22 protein-coding genes are annotated in these 19,826 nt (G+C 52.1%); 17 read left to right on the top strand and 5 right to left on the bottom strand.

Annotated elements, in window-relative coordinates; all coding sequences use genetic code 11:
- Positions 1–14: 14 nt before the first annotated feature.
- The 14 genes from lptE to lipA all read left to right on the top strand — a co-directional run bounded on the left by lptE (position 15) and on the right by lipA (position 13,004).
- Positions 15–587, top strand: a complete 573-nt coding sequence (gene lptE, locus ACIPDS_RS13265) for an LPS assembly lipoprotein LptE (protein ID WP_400736515.1) — start codon at positions 15–17, stop codon at positions 585–587.
- Complete coding sequence (gene holA, locus ACIPDS_RS13260) at positions 587–1,618, top strand: DNA polymerase III subunit delta (RefSeq protein ID WP_400736512.1); 1,032 nt, start codon at positions 587–589, stop codon at positions 1,616–1,618. The genes lptE and holA overlap by 1 nt, the downstream gene beginning before the upstream one ends.
- A complete protein-coding gene (nadD, locus tag ACIPDS_RS13255; RefSeq protein WP_166514825.1) occupies positions 1,611–2,270 on the top strand; it encodes a nicotinate-nucleotide adenylyltransferase in 660 nt (219 codons plus the stop codon). The genes holA and nadD overlap by 8 nt, the downstream gene beginning before the upstream one ends.
- A gap of 27 nt (positions 2,271–2,297) precedes the next feature.
- Positions 2,298–2,909: an adenosylcobalamin/alpha-ribazole phosphatase gene (locus tag ACIPDS_RS13250; RefSeq protein WP_166514824.1), complete on the top strand. Its 612-nt coding sequence runs from the start codon at positions 2,298–2,300 to the stop codon at positions 2,907–2,909.
- A gap of 258 nt (positions 2,910–3,167) precedes the next feature.
- The gene (gene rsfS / locus ACIPDS_RS13245) at positions 3,168–3,485 is read left to right on the top strand and encodes a ribosome silencing factor (protein ID WP_166514823.1); all 318 of its coding nucleotides are present in this window, start codon (positions 3,168–3,170) and stop codon (positions 3,483–3,485) included.
- Positions 3,486–3,488: 3 nt separating this feature from the next.
- On the top strand, positions 3,489–3,956 hold the full coding sequence (rlmH, locus tag ACIPDS_RS13240; protein WP_400736505.1) for a 23S rRNA (pseudouridine(1915)-N(3))-methyltransferase RlmH: 468 nt from the start codon (positions 3,489–3,491) through the stop codon (positions 3,954–3,956).
- Between the two features lie 26 nt (positions 3,957–3,982).
- On the top strand, positions 3,983–5,884 hold the full coding sequence (gene mrdA, locus ACIPDS_RS13235) for a peptidoglycan DD-transpeptidase MrdA (RefSeq protein WP_166514822.1): 1,902 nt from the start codon (positions 3,983–3,985) through the stop codon (positions 5,882–5,884).
- A gap of 2 nt (positions 5,885–5,886) precedes the next feature.
- A complete protein-coding gene (mrdB, locus tag ACIPDS_RS13230; RefSeq protein WP_400736501.1) occupies positions 5,887–6,999 on the top strand; it encodes a peptidoglycan glycosyltransferase MrdB in 1,113 nt (370 codons plus the stop codon).
- A 10-nt stretch (positions 7,000–7,009) separates the two neighbouring features.
- Positions 7,010–8,119, top strand: coding sequence for an endolytic peptidoglycan transglycosylase RlpA (gene rlpA / locus ACIPDS_RS13225; RefSeq protein ID WP_400736498.1), 1,110 nt, complete (start codon positions 7,010–7,012; stop codon positions 8,117–8,119).
- Positions 8,120–8,257: 138 nt separating this feature from the next.
- Positions 8,258–9,457, top strand: a complete 1,200-nt coding sequence (gene dacA, locus ACIPDS_RS13220) for a D-alanyl-D-alanine carboxypeptidase DacA (RefSeq protein WP_062775199.1) — start codon at positions 8,258–8,260, stop codon at positions 9,455–9,457.
- Positions 9,458–9,563: 106 nt separating this feature from the next.
- On the top strand, positions 9,564–9,827 hold the full coding sequence (gene ybeD, locus ACIPDS_RS13215) for a DUF493 family protein YbeD (RefSeq protein ID WP_062775201.1): 264 nt from the start codon (positions 9,564–9,566) through the stop codon (positions 9,825–9,827).
- 101 nt (positions 9,828–9,928) lie between these two features.
- Entirely contained in the window at positions 9,929–10,570 is a 642-nt protein-coding gene (gene lipB / locus ACIPDS_RS13210) for a lipoyl(octanoyl) transferase LipB (protein WP_400736493.1), read from the top strand.
- A gap of 311 nt (positions 10,571–10,881) precedes the next feature.
- Complete coding sequence (locus tag ACIPDS_RS13205; protein ID WP_400736490.1) at positions 10,882–11,838, top strand: YbeF family transcriptional regulator; 957 nt, start codon at positions 10,882–10,884, stop codon at positions 11,836–11,838.
- A gap of 200 nt (positions 11,839–12,038) precedes the next feature.
- Positions 12,039–13,004 carry a lipoyl synthase gene (gene lipA / locus ACIPDS_RS13200; RefSeq protein WP_400736487.1) on the top strand — a complete coding sequence of 322 codons (966 nt, stop codon included), beginning with the start codon at positions 12,039–12,041 and terminating at the stop codon, positions 13,002–13,004.
- A 210-nt stretch (positions 13,005–13,214) separates the two neighbouring features.
- On the opposite strand, the gene tatE is transcribed toward lipA, so the two are convergent.
- Positions 13,215–13,415 carry a twin-arginine translocase subunit TatE gene (tatE, locus tag ACIPDS_RS13195; protein ID WP_166514816.1) on the bottom strand — a complete coding sequence of 67 codons (201 nt, stop codon included), beginning with the start codon at positions 13,413–13,415 and terminating at the stop codon, positions 13,215–13,217.
- A gap of 126 nt (positions 13,416–13,541) precedes the next feature.
- Positions 13,542–14,330, bottom strand: coding sequence for a deaminated glutathione amidase (locus ACIPDS_RS13190; RefSeq protein WP_400736482.1), 789 nt, complete (start codon positions 14,328–14,330; stop codon positions 13,542–13,544).
- A 117-nt stretch (positions 14,331–14,447) separates the two neighbouring features.
- On the opposite strand from ACIPDS_RS13190, the gene crcB reads away from it, so the two are divergent.
- Complete coding sequence (crcB, locus tag ACIPDS_RS13185) at positions 14,448–14,825, top strand: fluoride efflux transporter CrcB (RefSeq protein WP_400736479.1); 378 nt, start codon at positions 14,448–14,450, stop codon at positions 14,823–14,825.
- A 67-nt stretch (positions 14,826–14,892) separates the two neighbouring features.
- Here the strand turns inward: crcB and cspE are convergent, their stop codons facing one another.
- Positions 14,893–15,102, bottom strand: coding sequence for a transcription antiterminator/RNA stability regulator CspE (gene cspE, locus ACIPDS_RS13180; RefSeq protein WP_000034826.1), 210 nt, complete (start codon positions 15,100–15,102; stop codon positions 14,893–14,895).
- Positions 15,103–15,264: 162 nt separating this feature from the next.
- Complete coding sequence (gene pagP, locus ACIPDS_RS13175) at positions 15,265–15,840, bottom strand: lipid IV(A) palmitoyltransferase PagP (protein WP_400736759.1); 576 nt, start codon at positions 15,838–15,840, stop codon at positions 15,265–15,267.
- Between the two features lie 681 nt (positions 15,841–16,521).
- Here pagP and dcuC point away from each other — a divergent pair.
- The gene (dcuC, locus tag ACIPDS_RS13170) at positions 16,522–17,892 is read left to right on the top strand and encodes an anaerobic C4-dicarboxylate transporter DcuC (RefSeq protein ID WP_166514812.1); all 1,371 of its coding nucleotides are present in this window, start codon (positions 16,522–16,524) and stop codon (positions 17,890–17,892) included.
- A gap of 88 nt (positions 17,893–17,980) precedes the next feature.
- Positions 17,981–18,781, top strand: a complete 801-nt coding sequence (gene rna, locus ACIPDS_RS13165) for a ribonuclease I (RefSeq protein WP_400736378.1) — start codon at positions 17,981–17,983, stop codon at positions 18,779–18,781.
- 34 nt (positions 18,782–18,815) lie between these two features.
- On the opposite strand, the gene ACIPDS_RS13160 is transcribed toward rna, so the two are convergent.
- A complete protein-coding gene (locus ACIPDS_RS13160; RefSeq protein ID WP_400736375.1) occupies positions 18,816–19,646 on the bottom strand; it encodes an alpha/beta fold hydrolase in 831 nt (276 codons plus the stop codon).
- Positions 19,647–19,826: the final 180 nt, after the last annotated feature.

Below are 19,826 nucleotides of genomic sequence, written 5' to 3'. Positions count from 1 at the left end.
GCGCGGGAGGAAGCGTGCGATATCTGACAACATTGTTGTTATCTTTGGCGGTGCTGGTCACCGCCGGATGTGGCTGGCACCTGCGCAGTACCACGCAGGTACCAGACGAAATGAAAACCTTGATCCTGCAATCTGGCGATCCAAACGGCCCGTTAAGCCGTGCGGTGCGTGAGCAGTTGCGCAGCAATGATATTACGTTGCTGGATCAAAGTACGCTGCGTAAGGACGTTCCGTCACTGCGTCTGGGCTCAAGCAGTATCCAAAAGGATACGGCATCGGTGTTCCAGAACGGTCAGACGGCGGAATACCAGATGGTAATGACGGTTAATGCCACCGTGTTGATTCCGGGACAGGACATCTTCCCAATCACCACTAAAGTCTATCGTTCGTTCTTTGATAACCCGCAAAAAGCGCTGGCCAAAGACAACGAAGAAGGCATCATCATCCAGGAGATGTACCAGAAAGCCGCTGAGCAGCTGATTCGTAAGTTGCCAAGCGTGCATATTGCAGATGTCAAAGAAAGCGAAGAAACGCCAGCCGTTAAACCGGCTGACAGCCCTCGCGTATCGACGACTCTGGGTAACTGATGATTCGGTTGTACCCAGAACAACTCCGCGCGCAGCTCTCTGAAGGGCTGCGCGCGGCGTATCTCCTGCTCGGTAATGACCCCCTCTTTCTCCAGGAAAGCCAGGACGCCATACGGCATGCTGCCGTGGGTGAAGGCTTTATCGAACACCATACTTTTACGCTCGATACCAGCACCGACTGGAGCGAGCTATTTTCGCTTTGTCAGGCGATGAGCCTGTTCGCCAGCCGCCAGACGCTGTTGCTGCTGTTACCGGAAAATGGCCCCAACGCGGCCATTAACGAGCAAATGAACACCCTGGTGAGCCTGCTGCATGACGATCTGCTGCTTATCGTGCGCGGTAATAAGCTGACCAAATCGCAGGAAAATGCGGCGTGGTTAACCTCGCTTGCTACCCGCGCGGTGCAGGTCAATTGTCAGACGCCAGAACAAGCGCAACTCCCGCGCTGGCTGGCAAACCGCGCAAAACAGCACAACCTCCAGCTTGATGAACCGGCAAGCCAGCTCCTTTGCTACTGCTATGAAGGCAATCTGCTGGCGTTAGCTCAGGCGCTCGACAGGCTGTCACTGCTGTGGCCCGACGGTAAGCTGACGCTGCCGCGCGTTGAGCAGGCGGTTAACGACGCGGCGCACTTCACCCCGTTCCACTGGGTCGATGCCCTGCTTGCCGGTAAAAGCAAACGCGCGCTGCATATCCTGCAACAGCTTCGGCTGGAAGGCAGCGAGCCGGTGATTTTGCTGCGCACCATTCAGCGTGAACTGCTGCTGCTGGTGACGCTAAAACGCCACAGCGCGCATACCCCGCTACGTTCACTTTTTGATAAACACCGCGTCTGGCAAAACCGTCGCGCCATGGTCACAGAGGCGGTCAATCGTCTTAGTGGCCCACAGCTGCGTCAGGCTGTGACGTTGCTGAGCCATGCAGAGCTCACGTTAAAACAGGATTATGGTCAGTCGGTATGGGCTGAACTGGAAAGTTTGTCGCTGCTGCTTTGTCATAAAGCGCTGCCCGACGTTTTTATTGATGGATGATATGGCAAAACTACAGGCGCTTTTCGGTGGGACGTTCGATCCCATTCATTATGGTCACCTGAAGCCGGTGGAAATTCTGGCCAACCAGATTGGCCTTTCGCGGGTAATTATTATGCCCAACAATGTGCCGCCGCATCGTCCGCAACCGGAAGCCAGCAGCGAGCAACGCAAACTGATGGTCGAGCTGGCGATTGCCGATAAACCGCTGTTTGTGCTCGACGAGCGGGAACTGCGCCGCGATACGCCGTCCTTCACGGCAGATACCCTTCAGGAATGGCGCCAGGAACAAGGGCCCGAGAAACCGCTGGCCTTTATTATCGGCCAGGATTCCCTGCTCACCTTTCCCAGCTGGCATCGTTACGAAACCATTTTAGAAAACGCCCATCTGCTGGTCACCCGCCGCCCGGGATATCCTCTGACAATGGCGCAAGAGGATTATCAGCATTGGCTGGATAAACACCTCACCAGCAATATTGAAGAACTGCATAATCAGCCTGCGGGAAAAATCTATCTCGCCGAAACGCCGTGGTTTGACGTTTCCGCTACCCTGATACGTGAGCGTCTCGAACGCGATGAGTCATGCGCAGAGATGATGCCGGAAGCAGTGCTGGCCTACATCATGCAGCAAGGTTTGTATCACCACGGCGCATAGGGCCGTCGCATTGAGGGGAAGCGCAGCATGAAACTCTGGTTAGTGCGTCATGGCGAAACCGAAGCCAACGTTGCCGGACTTTATAGCGGACATGCCCCGACGCCGCTTACCGAAAAAGGCCAGGCCCAGGCGCGGCGGTTAGGCGATATGCTGCGCCAGGTGCCCTTCGATCGCGTTTTATGCAGCGAGCTAGAGCGAACTCATCTCACCGCCCGGCTGTTATTGGCTGAGCGTAATATTCCGGTTACGCCCCACTCACGGCTAAACGAGATGTTCTTTGGCGACTGGGAAATGCGCCATCACCGCGACCTGCAGGTCGAAGATAAAGAAAACTACGCCGCCTGGTGCAACGACTGGCAACATGCCGCGCCTACCAACGGTGAAGGCTTTCCCGCCTTTTCACAGCGGGTCAGTGATTTCGCCGCAGAGCTTGCCCATTACGATGACCAGAATTTGCTTATTGTCAGCCATCAGGGCGTTCTCAGCCTGCTAACGGCGCTGCTGTTAGGGATGCCGACCGCCAGCATGTGGCATTTTCGCATCGATCATGGCGCATGGAGCGTCATTGATTTTTCGCCCGAGTTTGCCACGCTGAGAGTCCTCAATAGCCGCGCTATCTGGTTGCCAGACGAGGGATAAAACGGATTTCTGCCGCTGAGACTCGCCAATCCATTGACACACATAAATAGACTGTTATTCTCCGCAGCCTGAAAACATCCCCGCCAGCATTTGTAGACAGAAATTGTTTTACAAAAATGGCGATGCAATAGGCATTAATGAATGGGATGATAGCCCGCCTGAACGGCAGTAGCCGTTTTTAATCCCGACATGACGTTCAGTTCGGGTATACTGTCGGGCTGTTTTATATTGTTTATCTTCACACCCCAGGGGGAACGCTTGCAGGGTAAAGAACTCCAGGATTTTGTTGCTGACAAAATTGATGATTTGAAAGGTCAGGATATCGTCACTATCGATGTTCACGGTAAATCCAGCATCACCGATTGCATGATTATTTGCACCGGTACTTCCAGCCGCCACGTTATGTCCATTGCCGATCATGTGGTTCAGGAATCCCGCGCTGCCGGTTTGCTGCCACTGGGCGTTGAAGGCGAAAACGTAGCCGATTGGATCGTCGTCGATTTAGGCGATGTTATCGTCCACGTCATGCAGGAAGAGAGCCGTCGTCTGTATGAACTGGAAAAGCTCTGGGGTTAAGTTGTGAAGCTGCAGTTGGTCGCCGTCGGCACCAAAATGCCGGATTGGGTACAAACCGGTTTTACCGAATACCTGCGTCGCTTTCCGAAGGATATGCCGTTCGAACTGGTGGAAATTCCTGCCGGTAAACGCGGTAAGAATGCGGATATCAAACGTATTCTGGATAAAGAAGGCGAGATGATGATCGCCGCCGCGGGGAAAAACCGTATCGTCACGCTGGATATCCCTGGAAAGCCCTGGGATAGCCCCCAGCTTGCTCGCGAGCTGGAACGCTGGAAGCTTGATGGTCGTGACGTCAGTTTGCTAATTGGCGGCCCTGAAGGTCTTTCTCCAGCATGTAAAGCCGCAGCAGAACAAAGTTGGTCACTCTCCACATTGACGCTCCCTCACCCGCTCGTGCGCGTGCTGGTTGCTGAAAGCCTCTATCGGGCGTGGAGCATTACCACCAACCATCCTTACCACCGCGAGTAATGAGACCTAGGTAGATTAAGCAGCGAATGAAACTACAGAATTCTTTTCGCGACTATACGGCAGAGTCCGCGCTCTTTGTGCGCCGGGCGGTGGTCGCTTTTTTGGGAATTTTGCTGCTGACCGGCGTGCTGATTGCCAATCTCTACAATTTACAGATTGTGCGTTTCACCGACTACCAGACGCGTTCTAACGAAAACCGTATCAAACTGGTTCCTATCGCCCCAAGCCGCGGCATCATTTACGATCGCAACGGCGCGCCGCTGGCGTTAAACCGGACAATCTACCAGCTGGAAATCATGCCGGAGAAGGTCGACAGCGTACAGCAGACCATCGATGGCCTGCGTAGCGTGGTTGATCTTACCGATGACGATATTGCCGCTTTCAAAAAAGAGCGCGCCCGTTCACACCGTTTTACGTCAATACCGCTTAAAACTAATCTCACCGAAGTGCAGGTGGCGCGCTTTGCCGTCAACCAGTACCGCTTCCCGGGCGTAGAAGTGAAAGGCTATAAACGTCGTTTCTATCCTTACGGCTCCGCCCTGACCCACGTTATCGGCTATGTCTCCAAAATTAACGATAAAGACGTCGATAGACTGGATAAGGACGGCAAGCTTGCCAACTACGCCGCCACGCATGATATTGGTAAACTCGGTATCGAGCGCTATTACGAAGACATATTACACGGCCAGACCGGCTATGAAGAGGTTGAAGTCAACAACCGTGGCCGCGTGATTCGCCAGCTTAAAGAAGTGCCGCCACAGGCGGGGCACGATATTTATCTAACCATCGACCTGAAGCTTCAGCAGTATATTGAAACGCTGCTGGCGGGAAGCCGCGCCGCCGTGGTGGTTACCGACCCGCGCACCGGCAGCATTCTGGCGCTGGTCTCAATGCCAAGCTACGATCCGAATCTGTTCGTCGATGGTATCTCCAGTAAGGACTACAGCGGTCTGTTGAACGACCCGAATACGCCGCTGGTGAACCGTGCCACGCAGGGGGTTTACCCTCCAGCATCTACGGTAAAACCTTACGTCGCCGTCTCGGCAATGAGCGCAGGGGTAATCAACCGCAATACCAGCCTGTTTGACCCGGGCTGGTGGCAGCTCCCCGGCTCTGAAAAACGCTATCGTGACTGGAAAAAATGGGGCCACGGTCACCTGAACGTCACCAAAGCGCTGGAAGAATCCGCGGATACCTTCTTCTACCAGGTCGCCTACGACATGGGCATCGACCGTCTGTCAGAATGGATGACCAAATTTGGCTACGGCGACTATACCGGCATCGACCTCTCAGAAGAGCGCTCCGGGAACATGCCAACCCGCGACTGGAAGCTAAAACGCTTCAAAAAGCCGTGGTATCAGGGTGACACCATTCCGGTGGGTATCGGTCAGGGCTACTGGACAGCAACGCCTATCCAGATGAGTAAGGCGCTGATGATCCTGATTAACGACGGCATCATTAAAACCCCTCACCTTCTGGCAAGCACCGTCGAAGAAGGCAAAAAGGTGCCGTGGATGCAGCCGCAGGAACCGCCGATTGGCGATATCCACTCCGGCTTCTGGGAAATTGCCAAAGACGGGATGTATGGCGTTGCCAACCGTGGCAACGGTACTGCGCATAAATACTTTGCCAGCGCGCCTTATAAAATCGCGGCGAAATCCGGTACGGCACAGGTCTTTGGCCTGAAAGCCAACGAAACGTATAACGCGCATCGTATTGCCGAGCGCTTGCGTGACCATAAATTGATGACCGCCTTTGCCCCTTATAATGATCCACAGGTTGCTGTGGCGATCATTTTAGAAAACGGCGGCGCAGGCCCGGCGGTAGGTACCATCATGCGTCAGATTCTTGACCACATCATGCTGGGTGATAACAACACCGACCTGCCAGCCGAAAATCCAGCGGCTACCGCGGCGGAGGACCAATAATCATGACGGATAATCCGAATAAAAAATCCATATGGGATAAAATCCATATCGACCCAGCCATGCTGCTGATCCTGCTGGCGCTGCTGACTTACAGCGCGCTGGTAATCTGGAGCGCCAGCGGCCAGGACATGGGGATGACCGAACGTAAAATCGGCCAGATCGCTATGGGGCTGGTTATCATGGTGGTGATGGCGCAGATCCCCCCTCGCGTCTATGAAGGCTGGGCACCCTGGCTCTACATTATCTGTATTATTCTGCTGGTGGCGGTGGACGCCTTTGGGGCGATATCCAAAGGGGCGCAGCGCTGGCTTGACCTCGGTATCGTCCGTTTCCAGCCGTCAGAGATTGCTAAAATTGCCGTGCCCTTAATGGTGGCGCGCTTTATCAACCGTGATGTCTGCCCGCCTTCGCTGAAAAATACCGCCATTGCGCTGGTATTGATTTTCATGCCAACCCTGCTGGTTGCCGCCCAGCCTGACCTCGGCACCTCGATTCTGGTCGCGCTGTCCGGCCTGTTCGTTTTATTCCTCTCAGGCTTGAGCTGGCGCTTGATTCTGGTTGCCGTCCTGCTGGTGGCTGCCTTTATTCCGATTTTGTGGTTCTTCCTGATGCACGATTATCAGCGCCAACGCGTGATGATGCTGCTCGATCCCGAATCCGACCCGCTGGGCGCGGGCTACCACATCATCCAGTCTAAAATCGCCATTGGCTCCGGGGGGCTGCGCGGTAAAGGCTGGCTGCACGGTACGCAATCGCAGCTGGAATTCCTGCCTGAACGTCACACCGACTTTATTTTCGCGGTGCTGGCCGAAGAGTTAGGGCTTATCGGTATCCTGGTGCTGCTGGCGCTCTACGTGCTGCTGATTATGCGCGGCTTATGGATTGCCGCTCAGGCGCAAACCACCTTCGGCCGCGTGATGGCCGGTGGGTTGATGTTGATTTTATTCGTTTATGTATTCGTAAATATTGGTATGGTAAGTGGCATCTTGCCGGTGGTCGGCGTGCCGCTGCCGTTAGTCAGTTACGGGGGTTCCGCCCTTATCGTACTGATGGCCGGGTTCGGTATCGTGATGTCGATACATACCCACAGAAAAATGTTGTCAAAAAGCGTCTAAGGGGTGCTCAATGCGTAAGCAATGGCTTGGGATCTGCATAGCGGCAGGGCTGCTGGCGGCTTGTTCGAGTGATGATGTTCAACAGCAGACCGTTTCAGCACCACAACCTGCGGTATGTAATGGCCCAACGGTCGAAATTAGCGGGGCCGATCCACGCTTTGAACCGCTGAATGCCACCGCTAATCAGGATTACGAGCGCGACGGTAAGAAATACAAAATCGTCCAGGATCCGTCAAACTTCAGCCAGGCCGGTTTCGCCGCCATTTATGACGCCGAACCGGGCAGCAATTTGACGGCAAGCGGTGAAGCGTTCGATCCGAACCAGCTTACCGCCGCGCATCCGACGCTGCCAATCCCAAGCTATGCGCGTATCACTAACCTGGCCAACGGCCGGATGATCGTGGTGCGCATTAACGATCGTGGCCCTTACGGTAACGATCGCGTTATTTCACTCTCGCGCGCCTCCGCAGACCGTCTGAATACGTCGAACAATACCAAGGTTCGTATCGACCCTATTATTGTGGCGCAGGATGGTTCGCTGTCAGGGCCAGGAATGGCCTGTACGACCGTCGCCAAACAGACTTACGCACTCCCGGCTCGTCCAGACTTAAGCGGCGGCATGGGTAGCGCCTCTTCAGCACCGATGGCTGCAACACCGCAGGGCGATGTTCGTGCCATCAGCAATGACACGCTGACCTCTGAAAATGCCGGCGAAGGCGCGCCGGTGAAAAGCGGAGGGTTCCTGGGAGCACCAACACCGCTTAATAGCGGCGTACTTGAAGAGACCGCTCCGGCGGCGACAGCTCCGACTACCGCCCCTGTTACCGCGCCGGTAACTGCGCCCGCAAGCGCTGCCCCTGCCGCCGTAGCCGCTCCCGCAGCGGCCGCTGCAACGGGCGATTTTGTCGTTCAGGTCGGTGCCGTCAGCGATCAGGCTCGTGCCCAACAGTACCAGCAGCGTCTGAGCCAGCAATTTTCCGTTCCCGGCCGCGTGACGCAAAACGGTGCCGTCTGGCGTATCCAGCTCGGGCCGTTTAGCAGCAAAGGCGAAGCCAGTACCCTACAGCAACGTTTGCAGAGCGAAGCCCAGCTGCAATCGTTTATTACGCGCGCCAACTAGAACGCCCAGAGGTATCCGAATTTTCGTATATGTAAAAGTCTTTAACAAAGTCATATACGATGTCGGATGCCTGTCTTGAGGGCATTTGTTATAGTAAGGCACTTTTTTCACTCCATCACGGATGTCGTTGTTTTGACCATGAAGACCTCTTTCCTCGCTCGTTTACTGATCCCGGCGCTTTCCGTCGCAGCTCTGACTTCCGCTGCTCACGCCGACGACCTGAATATTAAAACAATGATCCCAGGCGTTCCGCAGATTGACGCGGAGTCCTACATTCTTATTGATTATAACTCTGGCAAGGTACTGGCAGAGCAAAACGCGGACACTCGTCGCGATCCCGCCAGCCTGACCAAAATGATGACCAGCTACGTCATCGGCCAGGCCATGAAGGCCGGTAAATTCAAAGAATCGGATCTGGTCACCATCGGCAACGATGCCTGGGCCACCGGCAACCCGGTTTTCAAAGGCTCATCCTTAATGTTCCTGAAGCCGGGCATGCAGGTGCCGGTATCTCAGCTGATTCGCGGGATTAACCTACAGTCAGGCAACGATGCCTGCGTGGCGATGGCCGACTATGTCGCCGGTAGCCAGGACGCTTTCGTCGGCCTGATGAACAGCTACGTCAACGCGCTGGGCCTGAAAAACACCCACTTCCAGACCGTTCACGGCCTGGATGCTGACGGGCAATACAGCTCCGCACGTGACATGGCGCTGATTGGTCAGTCACTTATCCGCGACGTGCCAAACGAATACACCATCTATAAAGAAAAAGAGTTCACCTTTAACGGCATCCGCCAGATGAACCGTAACGGCCTGCTGTGGGATAACAGCCTGAACGTTGACGGCATCAAAACCGGCCATACCGACAAAGCGGGCTATAACCTGGTGGCATCGGCAACCGAAGGCCAGATGCGTCTGGTCTCAGCGGTAATGGGTGGACGTACCTATAAAGGTCGTGAAACCGAAAGTAAAAAGCTGCTGACCTGGGGCTTCCGTTTCTTTGAAACCGTTAACCCAATCAAAGCGGGTAAAGAGTTCGCCTCAGAACCGGCCTGGTTTGGCGATAACGACCGCGCCTCCCTGGGCGTGGACAAAGACGTTTACCTGACCATCCCACGTGGTCGCATGAAAGACCTGAAAGCCAGCTACGTGCTGACCACCAGCGAGCTGCATGCACCACTACAGAAAAACCAGGTAGTCGGAACCATCAACTTCCAGCTGGACGGTAAGATTATCGACCAGCGTCCGCTGGTAGTGCTCCAGGAAATTCCTGAAGGCAACTTCTTCGGCAACATCATTGATTACATTAAATTAATGTTCCACCATTGGTTTGGCTAAAAATCACCCACTTGAAAGTGTGATTTCCATCCCCATATAATACGCATAGCAAAAACAACTCCCGCCCACGATGCGGGAGTTGTTCTTTTTTAACACTGGAGCTGACATGAAAACCAAACTGAACGAACTGCTTGAATTCCCTACACCATTTACTTACAAAGTAATGGGTCTGGCGAAACCTGAGCTGGTTGACCTGGTGGTTGAAGTGGTACAGCGCCATGCGCCAGGTGACTACTCTCCGCAGATAAAACCGAGCAGCAAAGGCAACTACCACTCGGTGTCCATTACCATTAATGCGACCCACGTTGAACAGGTCGAAACGCTGTATGAAGAGTTAGGCAATATTGAAATTGTTCGTATGGTGCTGTAATCGCCTCTGATGTTACCCGGTGTCACCGGGTAACACCGCCCTCCTCCTTCCCTGTGATATACTCTGCGTCCATCATTCCTCCTCTTTGCGGAGACCCTGTTTTGGACTTTAATACCCTCCTCATCCGTCAGCTTGGCCTTCAGCCCTATGAGCCCGTCTCACAAGCCATGCACGACTTCACCGATACCCGTGATGAAACTACGCTTGATGAAATCTGGCTGGTTGAGCACCCGCCGGTGTTTACGCAAGGACAGGCAGGCAAAGCTGAACACGTATTGGTTCCCGGCGATATTCCGGTTATTCAAAGCGACCGTGGCGGTCAGGTGACTTATCATGGACCAGGGCAGCAGGTGATGTACGTTCTGCTGAATCTCAAACGACGCAAACTCGGCGTGCGTGAGTTAGTGACGCTGCTGGAACAAACCGTGGTTAATACGCTGGCAGAGGTGAATATTGAAGCCCATCCCCGCGCGGATGCGCCAGGTGTTTACGTCGGTGAAAAAAAGATTTGCTCGCTGGGTCTGCGTATTCGTAAAGGGTGTTCATTCCACGGACTGGCGCTGAATATTGCGATGGATTTATCGCCGTTCCTCAGAATTAACCCTTGTGGTTATGCGGGAATGGAAATGACCCAGGTATCGCAATGGGATTTAGCAGCGACACCCGAAACTATTTCGCCCATTTTAGTCTCGCAATTTTTAGCGCTGCTTAACAATCCGCCTCACGAATATATCACCGCTTAATATATTATATATTCTGACCCAATATCTTATTGGGTCAATGTCCGCCATATCACCAAAATATGGCGACAAAGGCGCGCCACGTGGTCGTTCGTCTCCCCTGTTGAGGGTTAAAAATGTCGACCACCTCTCACTTTCATGCAAATAAGTCATTCATTACATTAATGCGCCTTAAGCATTATTAATATTAATGCATTGAGTTTTCAAATAAAAATCCGTTTTCACCTTGCACAAATGCTTCTGCCGTAATAATAATAACAATAATAAAATCATCAACTATCATTCATGGAGTGAATGAATTCGGAGTAAGCAGTGTGGATTACAACGATAAGCCAGAAAATAAAGTTAACCTGAACGTCGATAATGATACGCCACAAATTTTTCGCACCCTGCGTAATATAGACCTTAATTTATTGACCATATTTGAAGCAGTATATGTGCATAAAGGCATCGTCAATGCGGCAAAGATTTTAAACCTGACGCCGTCAGCTATTAGCCAATCTATTCAGAAACTCAGACTTCTTTTTCCCGACCCGCTGTTTATCCGTAAAGGCCAGGGCGTCACCCCTACCGCCTACGCGACGCATTTGCATGAGTATATTAGCCAGGGGCTGGAGTCGATTCTCGGAGCGCTGGATCTCAACGGCAGCTACGATAAACAGCGCGTTATCACTATCGGCACAGCGGCTTCGACCGGCGCTATCGTGATGCCGGTTATCTATCACGCCGTCAAGAAAACCTATCCCCATGTACTGCTACGAAACGTCGCGGTCACCGACGCCAATACCCAGCTCAGTCAGTTTCAGACCGACCTGGTTATCGACAATTACGAGCACAATAATCCGCGTACGCTGGGCCGTCATGCTTTGTTCAGCGATAACCTGGTTCTGGTCTGCCGCCACGATCATCCTGTGCGCCAGATCGAGCCCTCTCCTGATGCGCTTGTTCAGTACGAACACACGTTGCTGACCATGGATGGCGCCGGTCAAAATGATTTATATAAGCGTATTCGCGATATGCTACCCGACCGTCAGGTAAGCGTGAGCAGTTACAATCTGTTCACTATTGCGTCACTGATCGCCTCAAGCGACCTTATCGGTATCATGCCGCAGCGTTTTTATCATATCTTCAAGCAGTGCTGGCCGCTGAGTACGGTAGACTTTGCACCACTTCAGCGAGAACAGCTTGATTTTTCACTGCATTACAACAAACTCAGCCTGCGTGATCCGGTCATGCAAAACATTATCAACGTTATCCAGGAAGCCTTCTAAAGCGAATACTCCCTCATTCCTGTTGCCGGCAAAAAAGCATTATTCAACAACTATTTTACAATTTGCCGGCCTGATAGGCTGCTTTATACCCCGTTTCAATGGTATACTGCGTGCCATTAATTCAAAAATAGTTGATAAATACAACATTCCCTTGAATTGAAACGCTTTCCCTCGATACTCGGAACTGGAAGACGCACGCTATGAGTAAACCCATTGTGATGGAACGCGGTGTTAAGTACCGCGACGCCGATAAAATGGCCCTAATCCCGGTGAAAAACGTGGTAACTGAGCGCGAAGCGCTGCTGCGAAAACCGGAGTGGATGAAAATTAAACTTCCGGCCGACTCTTCCCGTATTCAGGGTATCAAAGCAGCCATGCGTAAAAATGGTCTGCACTCCGTGTGTGAAGAAGCCTCCTGCCCGAACCTGGCGGAATGCTTTAACCACGGCACCGCGACGTTTATGATCCTCGGGGCTATCTGTACCCGCCGCTGCCCGTTCTGCGACGTGGCCCATGGTCGTCCGGTTACGCCAGATGCTAACGAGCCGCAAAAACTGGCGCAGACCATCGCCGATATGGCGCTGCGTTATGTGGTTATTACCTCCGTGGATCGTGACGATCTGCGCGACGGCGGCGCTCAGCACTTTGCCGACTGTATTTCCGCCATCCGCGAGAAAAGCCCGAACATCAAAATTGAAACGCTGGTTCCCGACTTCCGTGGTCGTATGGATCGCGCGCTGGATATCCTTACCGCGACCCCACCAGACGTTTTCAACCACAACCTGGAGAACGTGCCGCGTATTTACCGTAACGTCCGTCCTGGCGCCGACTACAACTGGTCGCTGAAGCTGCTGGAGCGTTTCAAAGAAGCGCACCCTGAGATCCCTACCAAATCCGGGCTCATGGTCGGCTTAGGCGAAACTAACGCCGAAATCATCGAAGTCATGCGCGATCTGCGCCGTCATGGCGTCACCATGCTGACGCTGGGCCAGTATCTGCAACCGAGCCGTCACCACTTACCGGTGCAACGTTACGTAAGCCCGGATGAATTCGAAGAGATGAAAGCCGAAGCAATGGCGATGGGCTTCACCCATGCAGCCTGTGGCCCATTTGTGCGCTCGTCTTACCATGCAGATCTCCAGGCCAAAGGCATGGAAGTGAAGTAAGGTTCCCGGTTAAAAAAAAGCCGCGCTCATTGAGAACGCGGTTTTTTTTATGTCCTGGCGAGAAATAAATTGTTGCAATAGGACAATATTAGCAATGATTTTTGCATAAAAAAGGGCGACAACGTTATACCATTGTCACCCTTCCTGCGAGTGATAACCCTCGCGCGTGGCACGCCTTGTAACGGCATACCACGTTAGACGCTGCCCTGCTTACTCTTTATGAGAGAGCTTTTCTGCCGGAGCTTCTTCAGCGCTTTTCTGCGCAGTGGTTTCATCGTCATTCATGGCTTTCTTAAAGCCTTTGATCGCTGAACCCAGGTCTCCACCCAGTGTCCGTAATTTTTTGGTACCAAACACCAGAACAATCAGTGCTGCCACTACCAGCAGTTTGGTAATACTAATCTCACCCATAGATACCTTCTTCAAAAAAACAGGCTGCAGAATGCGCCACATCACTGTAGGTTATTAACGGTCATCTGGCGCGCGCACACAATAGCAATCTGTAACAAGGTGAATCAAGCGTTGTTTAAAAAAACGTCATATTAATTGCGGTAGCGCAAAGCGTCGGTTCTCCAGCACCGGTAACTGTTGTCGAACGCTGAGAAGATGTTCGCGTGAGACCTCAGAAACGATGAGCTGCGGTGACATTCCCGCCCCCGCAAGAGTGACACCGAGTGGGTCAATTATATAACTTTGACCAATATTCCGAGTGCCGCATTCACCGCTGGCGACCACATAGCAGGTGGTGTCCAGCGCTCGCGCCGCCAGCAGCGTAGACCAATGATGCTCCTTCAATGGCCCGCGCACCCAGGCCGCGGGTAACGCCAGTATTTCCGCCCCTTGCAAGGCCAACGCAAGCGCCATATCGGGAAAGCGTAAGTCATAGCAGGTCATCACCCCGACCTTAAAGCCAGCCACCTCAATCAACGGCGGTAACGCCTGCCCGGCATCGACCCGTCGGGACTCCTGAATCGAGAAGGCATCATAAAGATGCAGTTTGTGATAGTGGGCAATCACCTCTCCAGCCCGCAGCGCCACCAGCGTATTCCTTGCCCTACCGTCGCTTACGGGCGTATGCACGGTAAAAATGGTGGTGAGCGTATCGCAACGACTCTGCGCTTTAAGATGGCCAATAAAATCGCCGTCTAATGGCTGAGCGGATTTTACCGACAGGTCAGGATCGCGGTCATCGCGCGCCAGCAATGCCTCCGGCAAGACCAACAGTTCCGCCCCTTGTTCCGCCGCCTTTTGCATCAGCGACACGCAGGTTTGCGCATTGACCCGCCATTCGGGCGTAACAGCAAACTGTCCTACGGCAACTCGCATGTCTGCTCCTTAAATTTGGCAATTATTTCAACATCATGAATAATGGTTAGTATAGAGTCTTACCAGCCCTTGCCGCATATAGTTCAGGGGATTTTCCTAAAATGGCAGGAAATACGCATGACGCAACTTTTGTTAGCTGTTTTTATTGGTGGAGGCACCGGCAGCGTCGCCCGTTGGTTCCTAAGCCTTAAGCTTAATCCAATGCACCATGCTCTGCCCCTGGGGACGCTGACGGCAAACCTGATAGGCGCCTTTATTATTGGGGCTGGCCTTGCGTGGTTTAACCGCCTGCCTCAGGTTGACCCGATGTGGAAATTGCTTATCACCACCGGCTTTTGCGGTGGGCTGACGACCTTTTCGACATTCTCGTCAGAAGTGGTTTTTCTACTGCAAGCGGGGAGATTTGGCTGGGCGCTGTTAAACGTTGCGGTCAATCTACTGGGATCGTTTGCGATGACGGCTCTCGCCTTCTGGTTGTTCTCGACCAGTCGGTAAGGCAAAAAACGGATGAAAAAAACCCGCGATTAAGCGGGTTTTGAATTCTGAGTGCTAAAGTCGCTTATTACAGAGCGGTTACGTTAGCAGCAGAAGGGCCTTTGGCACCGTTAGTGATTTCGAACTCTACGCGCTGACCTTCAGCCAGAGTTTTGAAACCGTTGGTCTGGATTGCAGAGAAGTGTACGAATACATCTTTGCTACCATCTTCAGGAGTAATGAAACCGAATCCTTTGGACTCATTAAACCACTTAACGTTACCTTTAATCTTAGACATCAAAATTACCTTTATATGAAAAAACGACACTAATCTGTGTCAGTAACCAGTACAACAATTGTGATGCGTTTTGTCCAGTCCCAGTTCGTTAAAAAGTGATAAATGTCGCTAACTTTTATTTACGGGTTGACTTTATCCTGCACTCATCTAAGGAACTCGATTTCAGAACTGGAAACGCAGCCAGGCGAAGTAGACATTACCGTTGTTATAGGTTCCGGGAATGTAGGTCATCTGGAAAGTCGCCGGGCCGTAGCCTATCGACGCCATCGGTAGCACCACCGGCACCGGAATGTATTTCCAATTGTCGCGCGCGGTTACCCCGACCGTATACCCCAGCCCCCAATGGAAATTATCGTCTGCCAACGGCCGCCAGGTGGCTTCCCAACCGTAGCCGCCGATAGGCTCCCATTTGTTATAGGAGTCTTTAAAGGCCATCAGATAAATGCCGTGCCAGTTGCCCTTTTCATCCCAGCGCGACACGCCGCCGCCTGCCCCCCAGGGACGTTCGTTATAACGATCCGTTTTATCTTTGTCGTAGGCAAATCGTGCATGCCAGGTAATTGCCGGTACGTACAAATCATAATTTTGCGGCGCTTGCCATGTTTCGGCGATGTTGTTACTCAACGTGTTATAGCCGTCTTTTACCGTTTGTGTAAAAGATGCATAGGCAGGTTGTACCGCACTGAACAGTCCAGCAGAAACACACACCAGTGGAATAAATCTTTTTAATTTTAACACCATACTCTTGCCTATTAATCATCCATTACGAATAGTCTATCAAGAGTAAGCTTAATCGCACCTTAACAGCATCGAAAACACGCGCTTTTTCATCCCTTGAATTGCAAATTAGAATATTCCTGGAGCCTTAGTCAAGAAAACCATAAACAAAACTATGAATATTTATGACGCAGCACCGCTCATTTTATGCACTTGTGTTATCCACCTTGTACAGACTACCTAATCTAAACGAACGTATATTTTATTAAATTACCCTTAACTGAATATTATTCAGATTTCATATCATTCACTTATATTTTTTATTTAATAATAAACAGGTTGGCATTTTATAATATTTCAATTAACGCTTGTTAAAGACATAGCGTAGGGTTACAACCGCGTTTTGTAGGGCTATCATGCTGTATCCCAGCTGCCGCTTCCTTACAGACATTCCTGCCTCCCTGGCAAAAAATAACATTCCATTCACCTCATTTGTTTATTATTTCACCATCACGCTATACTCACTGTGATGATAATGTTCAGCTTTGTGAGTACATCGCGTAAACTGAACTCTCGTTGCCTTAATCAGGCTATTTTTTGATTTTCATCAGCTAAATTTGCCGCATTTTTCGGCACATTCCACCCCTGACTTTTTGGTGCAAATCTGCACCAACGTATACAACTGGGCGATAGGTGTTAATAATGTTAACGTTCTTTGAACTCCTGATTGGTGTTGTGGTTATTGTTGGCGTAGCCCGCTACATCATCAAAGGTTATTCCGCAACGGGAGTCCTTTTTGTAGGAGGCCTGTTGCTGCTGATTGCCAGCGCATTGATGGGCCATAAGATTTTACCGAGCAGTGCAACCAGTACCGGTTACTCCGCGACCGATATCATCGAATATATCAAAATCCTGCTGATGAGCCGTGGCGGCGACCTCGGTATGATGATCATGATGCTGTGTGGTTTTGCAGCTTATATGACGCATATTGGCGCCAATGATATGGTGGTTAAGCTGGCTTCCAAGCCACTCCAGTTTATCAACTCACCCTATTTACTGATGATTGCCGCTTATTTTGTGGCGTGTCTGATGTCGCTGGCCGTATCCTCCGCAACCGGACTCGGCGTATTATTAATGGCAACGCTGTTCCCTGTTATGGTGAACGTCGGTATCAGCCGTGGCGCTGCTGCCGCTATTTGTGCTTCACCAGCGGCAATTATTTTGTCTCCGACTTCCGGCGACGTTGTCCTGGCTGCGAAAGCGGCTGAAATGCCGTTAATTGATTTTGCCTTCAAGACCACCCTGCCAATTTCTATTGCCGCCATTATCGCTATGGCTATCGCCCATTTCTTCTGGCAGCGCTATCTTGATAAAAAAGAAAATATCTCTCATGAGATGTTGGACGTTAATGAAATTACCACCACCGCGCCAAACTTCTACGCCATCCTGCCATTTACGCCGATTATTGGCGTATTAATTTTCGACGGCAAATGGGGCCCGGAACTGCATATCATTGCCATTCTGGTTATCTGCATGCTGCTGGCCGCGGTGCTGGAATTCTGCCGTGGCTTTAACACGCAAAAAGTGTTTGCCGGTCTTGAAGTTGCCTATCGCGGCATGGCAGACGCCTTCGCAGGCGTGGTGATGCTGTTAGTCGCGGCGGGCGTATTCGCTCAGGGCCTGAGCACCATCGGCTTTATTAATAGCCTGATCTCTATCGCCACCTCGTTCGGTTCCGCCAGCATTATTCTGATGCTGGTGCTGGTCGTGCTGACCATGCTGGCAGCAATGACTACGGGTTCGGGTAACGCGCCGTTCTATGCTTTCGTCGAGATGATCCCCAAACTGGCTCACTCATCGGGCATTAACCCTGCCTATCTCTCCATCCCGATGCTGCAAGCGTCCAACCTGGGTCGTACCATCTCCCCGGTCTCCGGTGTGGTCGTGGCAGTCGCAGGGATGGCAAAGATATCGCCATTTGAAGTGGTTAAGCGCACCTCCGTGCCCGTGATTGTCGGCCTGATTGTGGTGATCCTCGCCACCGAAATTCTGGTTCCCGGCGTCGCCGCGTAAGTATTTATCAGCTAAATAATTAAGGCGCCTGATGGCGCCTTATTTTATGATTGAAGAATATTGCCAATAAAAACGTGGAGTCAGGAAAATGCTCAGGAAGAATATTGTGTCAGGATGCGCGCTGCTACTGTGTGCCGGTAGCCTGCATGCCGCCCCGCTTGCACCGACACAATATGGTGACTTCGACCGTTATGTGCTGGCACTCTCATGGCAAACGGGTTTTTGCCAAAGTCTGCATGACCGTAACCGCAAGGAGCCGCTGGAGTGTCATCGACAAACGGAAGCGAGCAATAAGGCCGATTATTTAACCGTTCACGGTTTATGGCCAAGCCTGCCGGGCTCCATCGCCTCTCGCGGCGTGGATAACAACCGCTGGATGCGTTTTGGCTGCGCAACCCGCCCTATCCCGAATATGCCCGAAGCCAGGGCCAGCCGAAAATGCGCGGCGCAAGAGACCGGGTTATCATTGGAAATTGCTAATAAACTCAACCAGGTCATGCCCGGCAGCGGTGGAAATACCTGTCTTGAACGCTACGAATACGCGAAACATGGCGTCTGCTTTGGTTTCGATCCCGATGACTATTTCGGCACCATGGTGCGTCTTAATAGCGAGATAAAACAGAGTGCGCTGGGACAGTTCCTCGCCGACAACTATGGCAAGACCGTCACCCGCGTAAGCTTTGATAACGCCGTCGCCAGCGCCTTTGGCAAGGATAACGTCAAAGCGGTTAAGCTGACCTGCAACGGTAATCCCGCCTATTTAACTGAAATGCAGATAGCCATTAAAGCATCGAGCATTAACGCACCGCTTTCGGCAAGTTCGCTGCTACCCCAGCCCCATCCGGGTAACTGCGGTAAACAGTTCGTACTGGATAAAACCGGCTACTGATCTCAGCCCCCGCGTTTGGCGGGGGCTGAGCCAACTATTTCTGAATAAACTCCAGCAAATCGGCGTTGATCTGATGTTTATGGGTAGTACAAATCCCGTGTGAACCGCCGTGGTAGACTTTCAGTTCAGCGTCCGGCAGGATCTCTGCCGCCACCTTGCCGCAGGTTTCAAACGGCACAATCTGATCGTCATCACCGTGAATAACCAGCGTCGGAATGGTCATTTTACGCAGGTCTTCCCGCAAGTCAGTTTCAGAGAATGCTTTAACACAGTCATAGAGCGCCTTAATCGAACCCTGTAATCCCTGCTCAGTAAAACTTTCTCGTACCGCTTTTGACTCCTTGGCACCATCACGGTTATAACCGTAAAACGCCGCCGACAGTTCGTAGAAAAACGCGCCGCGATCGTTAATCACCCCGTCACGAATACCGTCAAAGACCTCAATCGGCACGCCGTTAGGGTTAGAATCCGTTTTTATCATGATTGGCGTGACCGCACCTATCAGTACCGCTTTTGCCACCCGTTCGGTGCCGTGACGGCCAATATAGCGCGCCACTTCGCCACCACCGGTGGAATGGCCAACGTGAATCGCCTCTTTTAAGTTCAGATGCGCCGTCAGCTCAGCCAGATCGTCGGCATACTGATCCATATTGTGTCCATCCCACGGCTGTGCCGAACGTCCGTGTCCTCGCCTATCGTGGGCGATAACGCGATACCCTTTCGAACCCAGATACAGCATCTGATCTTCAAAGGCGTCCGACGTCAGCGGCCAGCCGTGACTGAACACAATAGGTTGCCCGCTGCCCCAATCTTTGAACCAGAGATAACTACCATCTTTCAGGGTCAGTTTATCGAAACCGCTCATACGCTCTCCTGTACCGGGGTGACGCTGCCAGATGCAGCTTAAAAAGGATAATCCATAATTACGAGGCGTGATGTCTTTCGCATAAAATTCACACAATAGATGATTCACCGCCTCTGAATGTGCGTTACATCACTTCAAACCTGACGCCGGGATCAGTATGATGGGACGAGATGAACCCTT

The organism is Kluyvera sp. NPDC087067 (genome assembly GCF_044745165.1).
Classification (GTDB): Bacteria; Pseudomonadota; Gammaproteobacteria; order Enterobacterales; family Enterobacteriaceae; genus Kluyvera.
The sequence above is the reverse complement of the archived record's forward strand: the minus strand, read 5'-3'. Positions and strand labels throughout refer to the sequence as shown.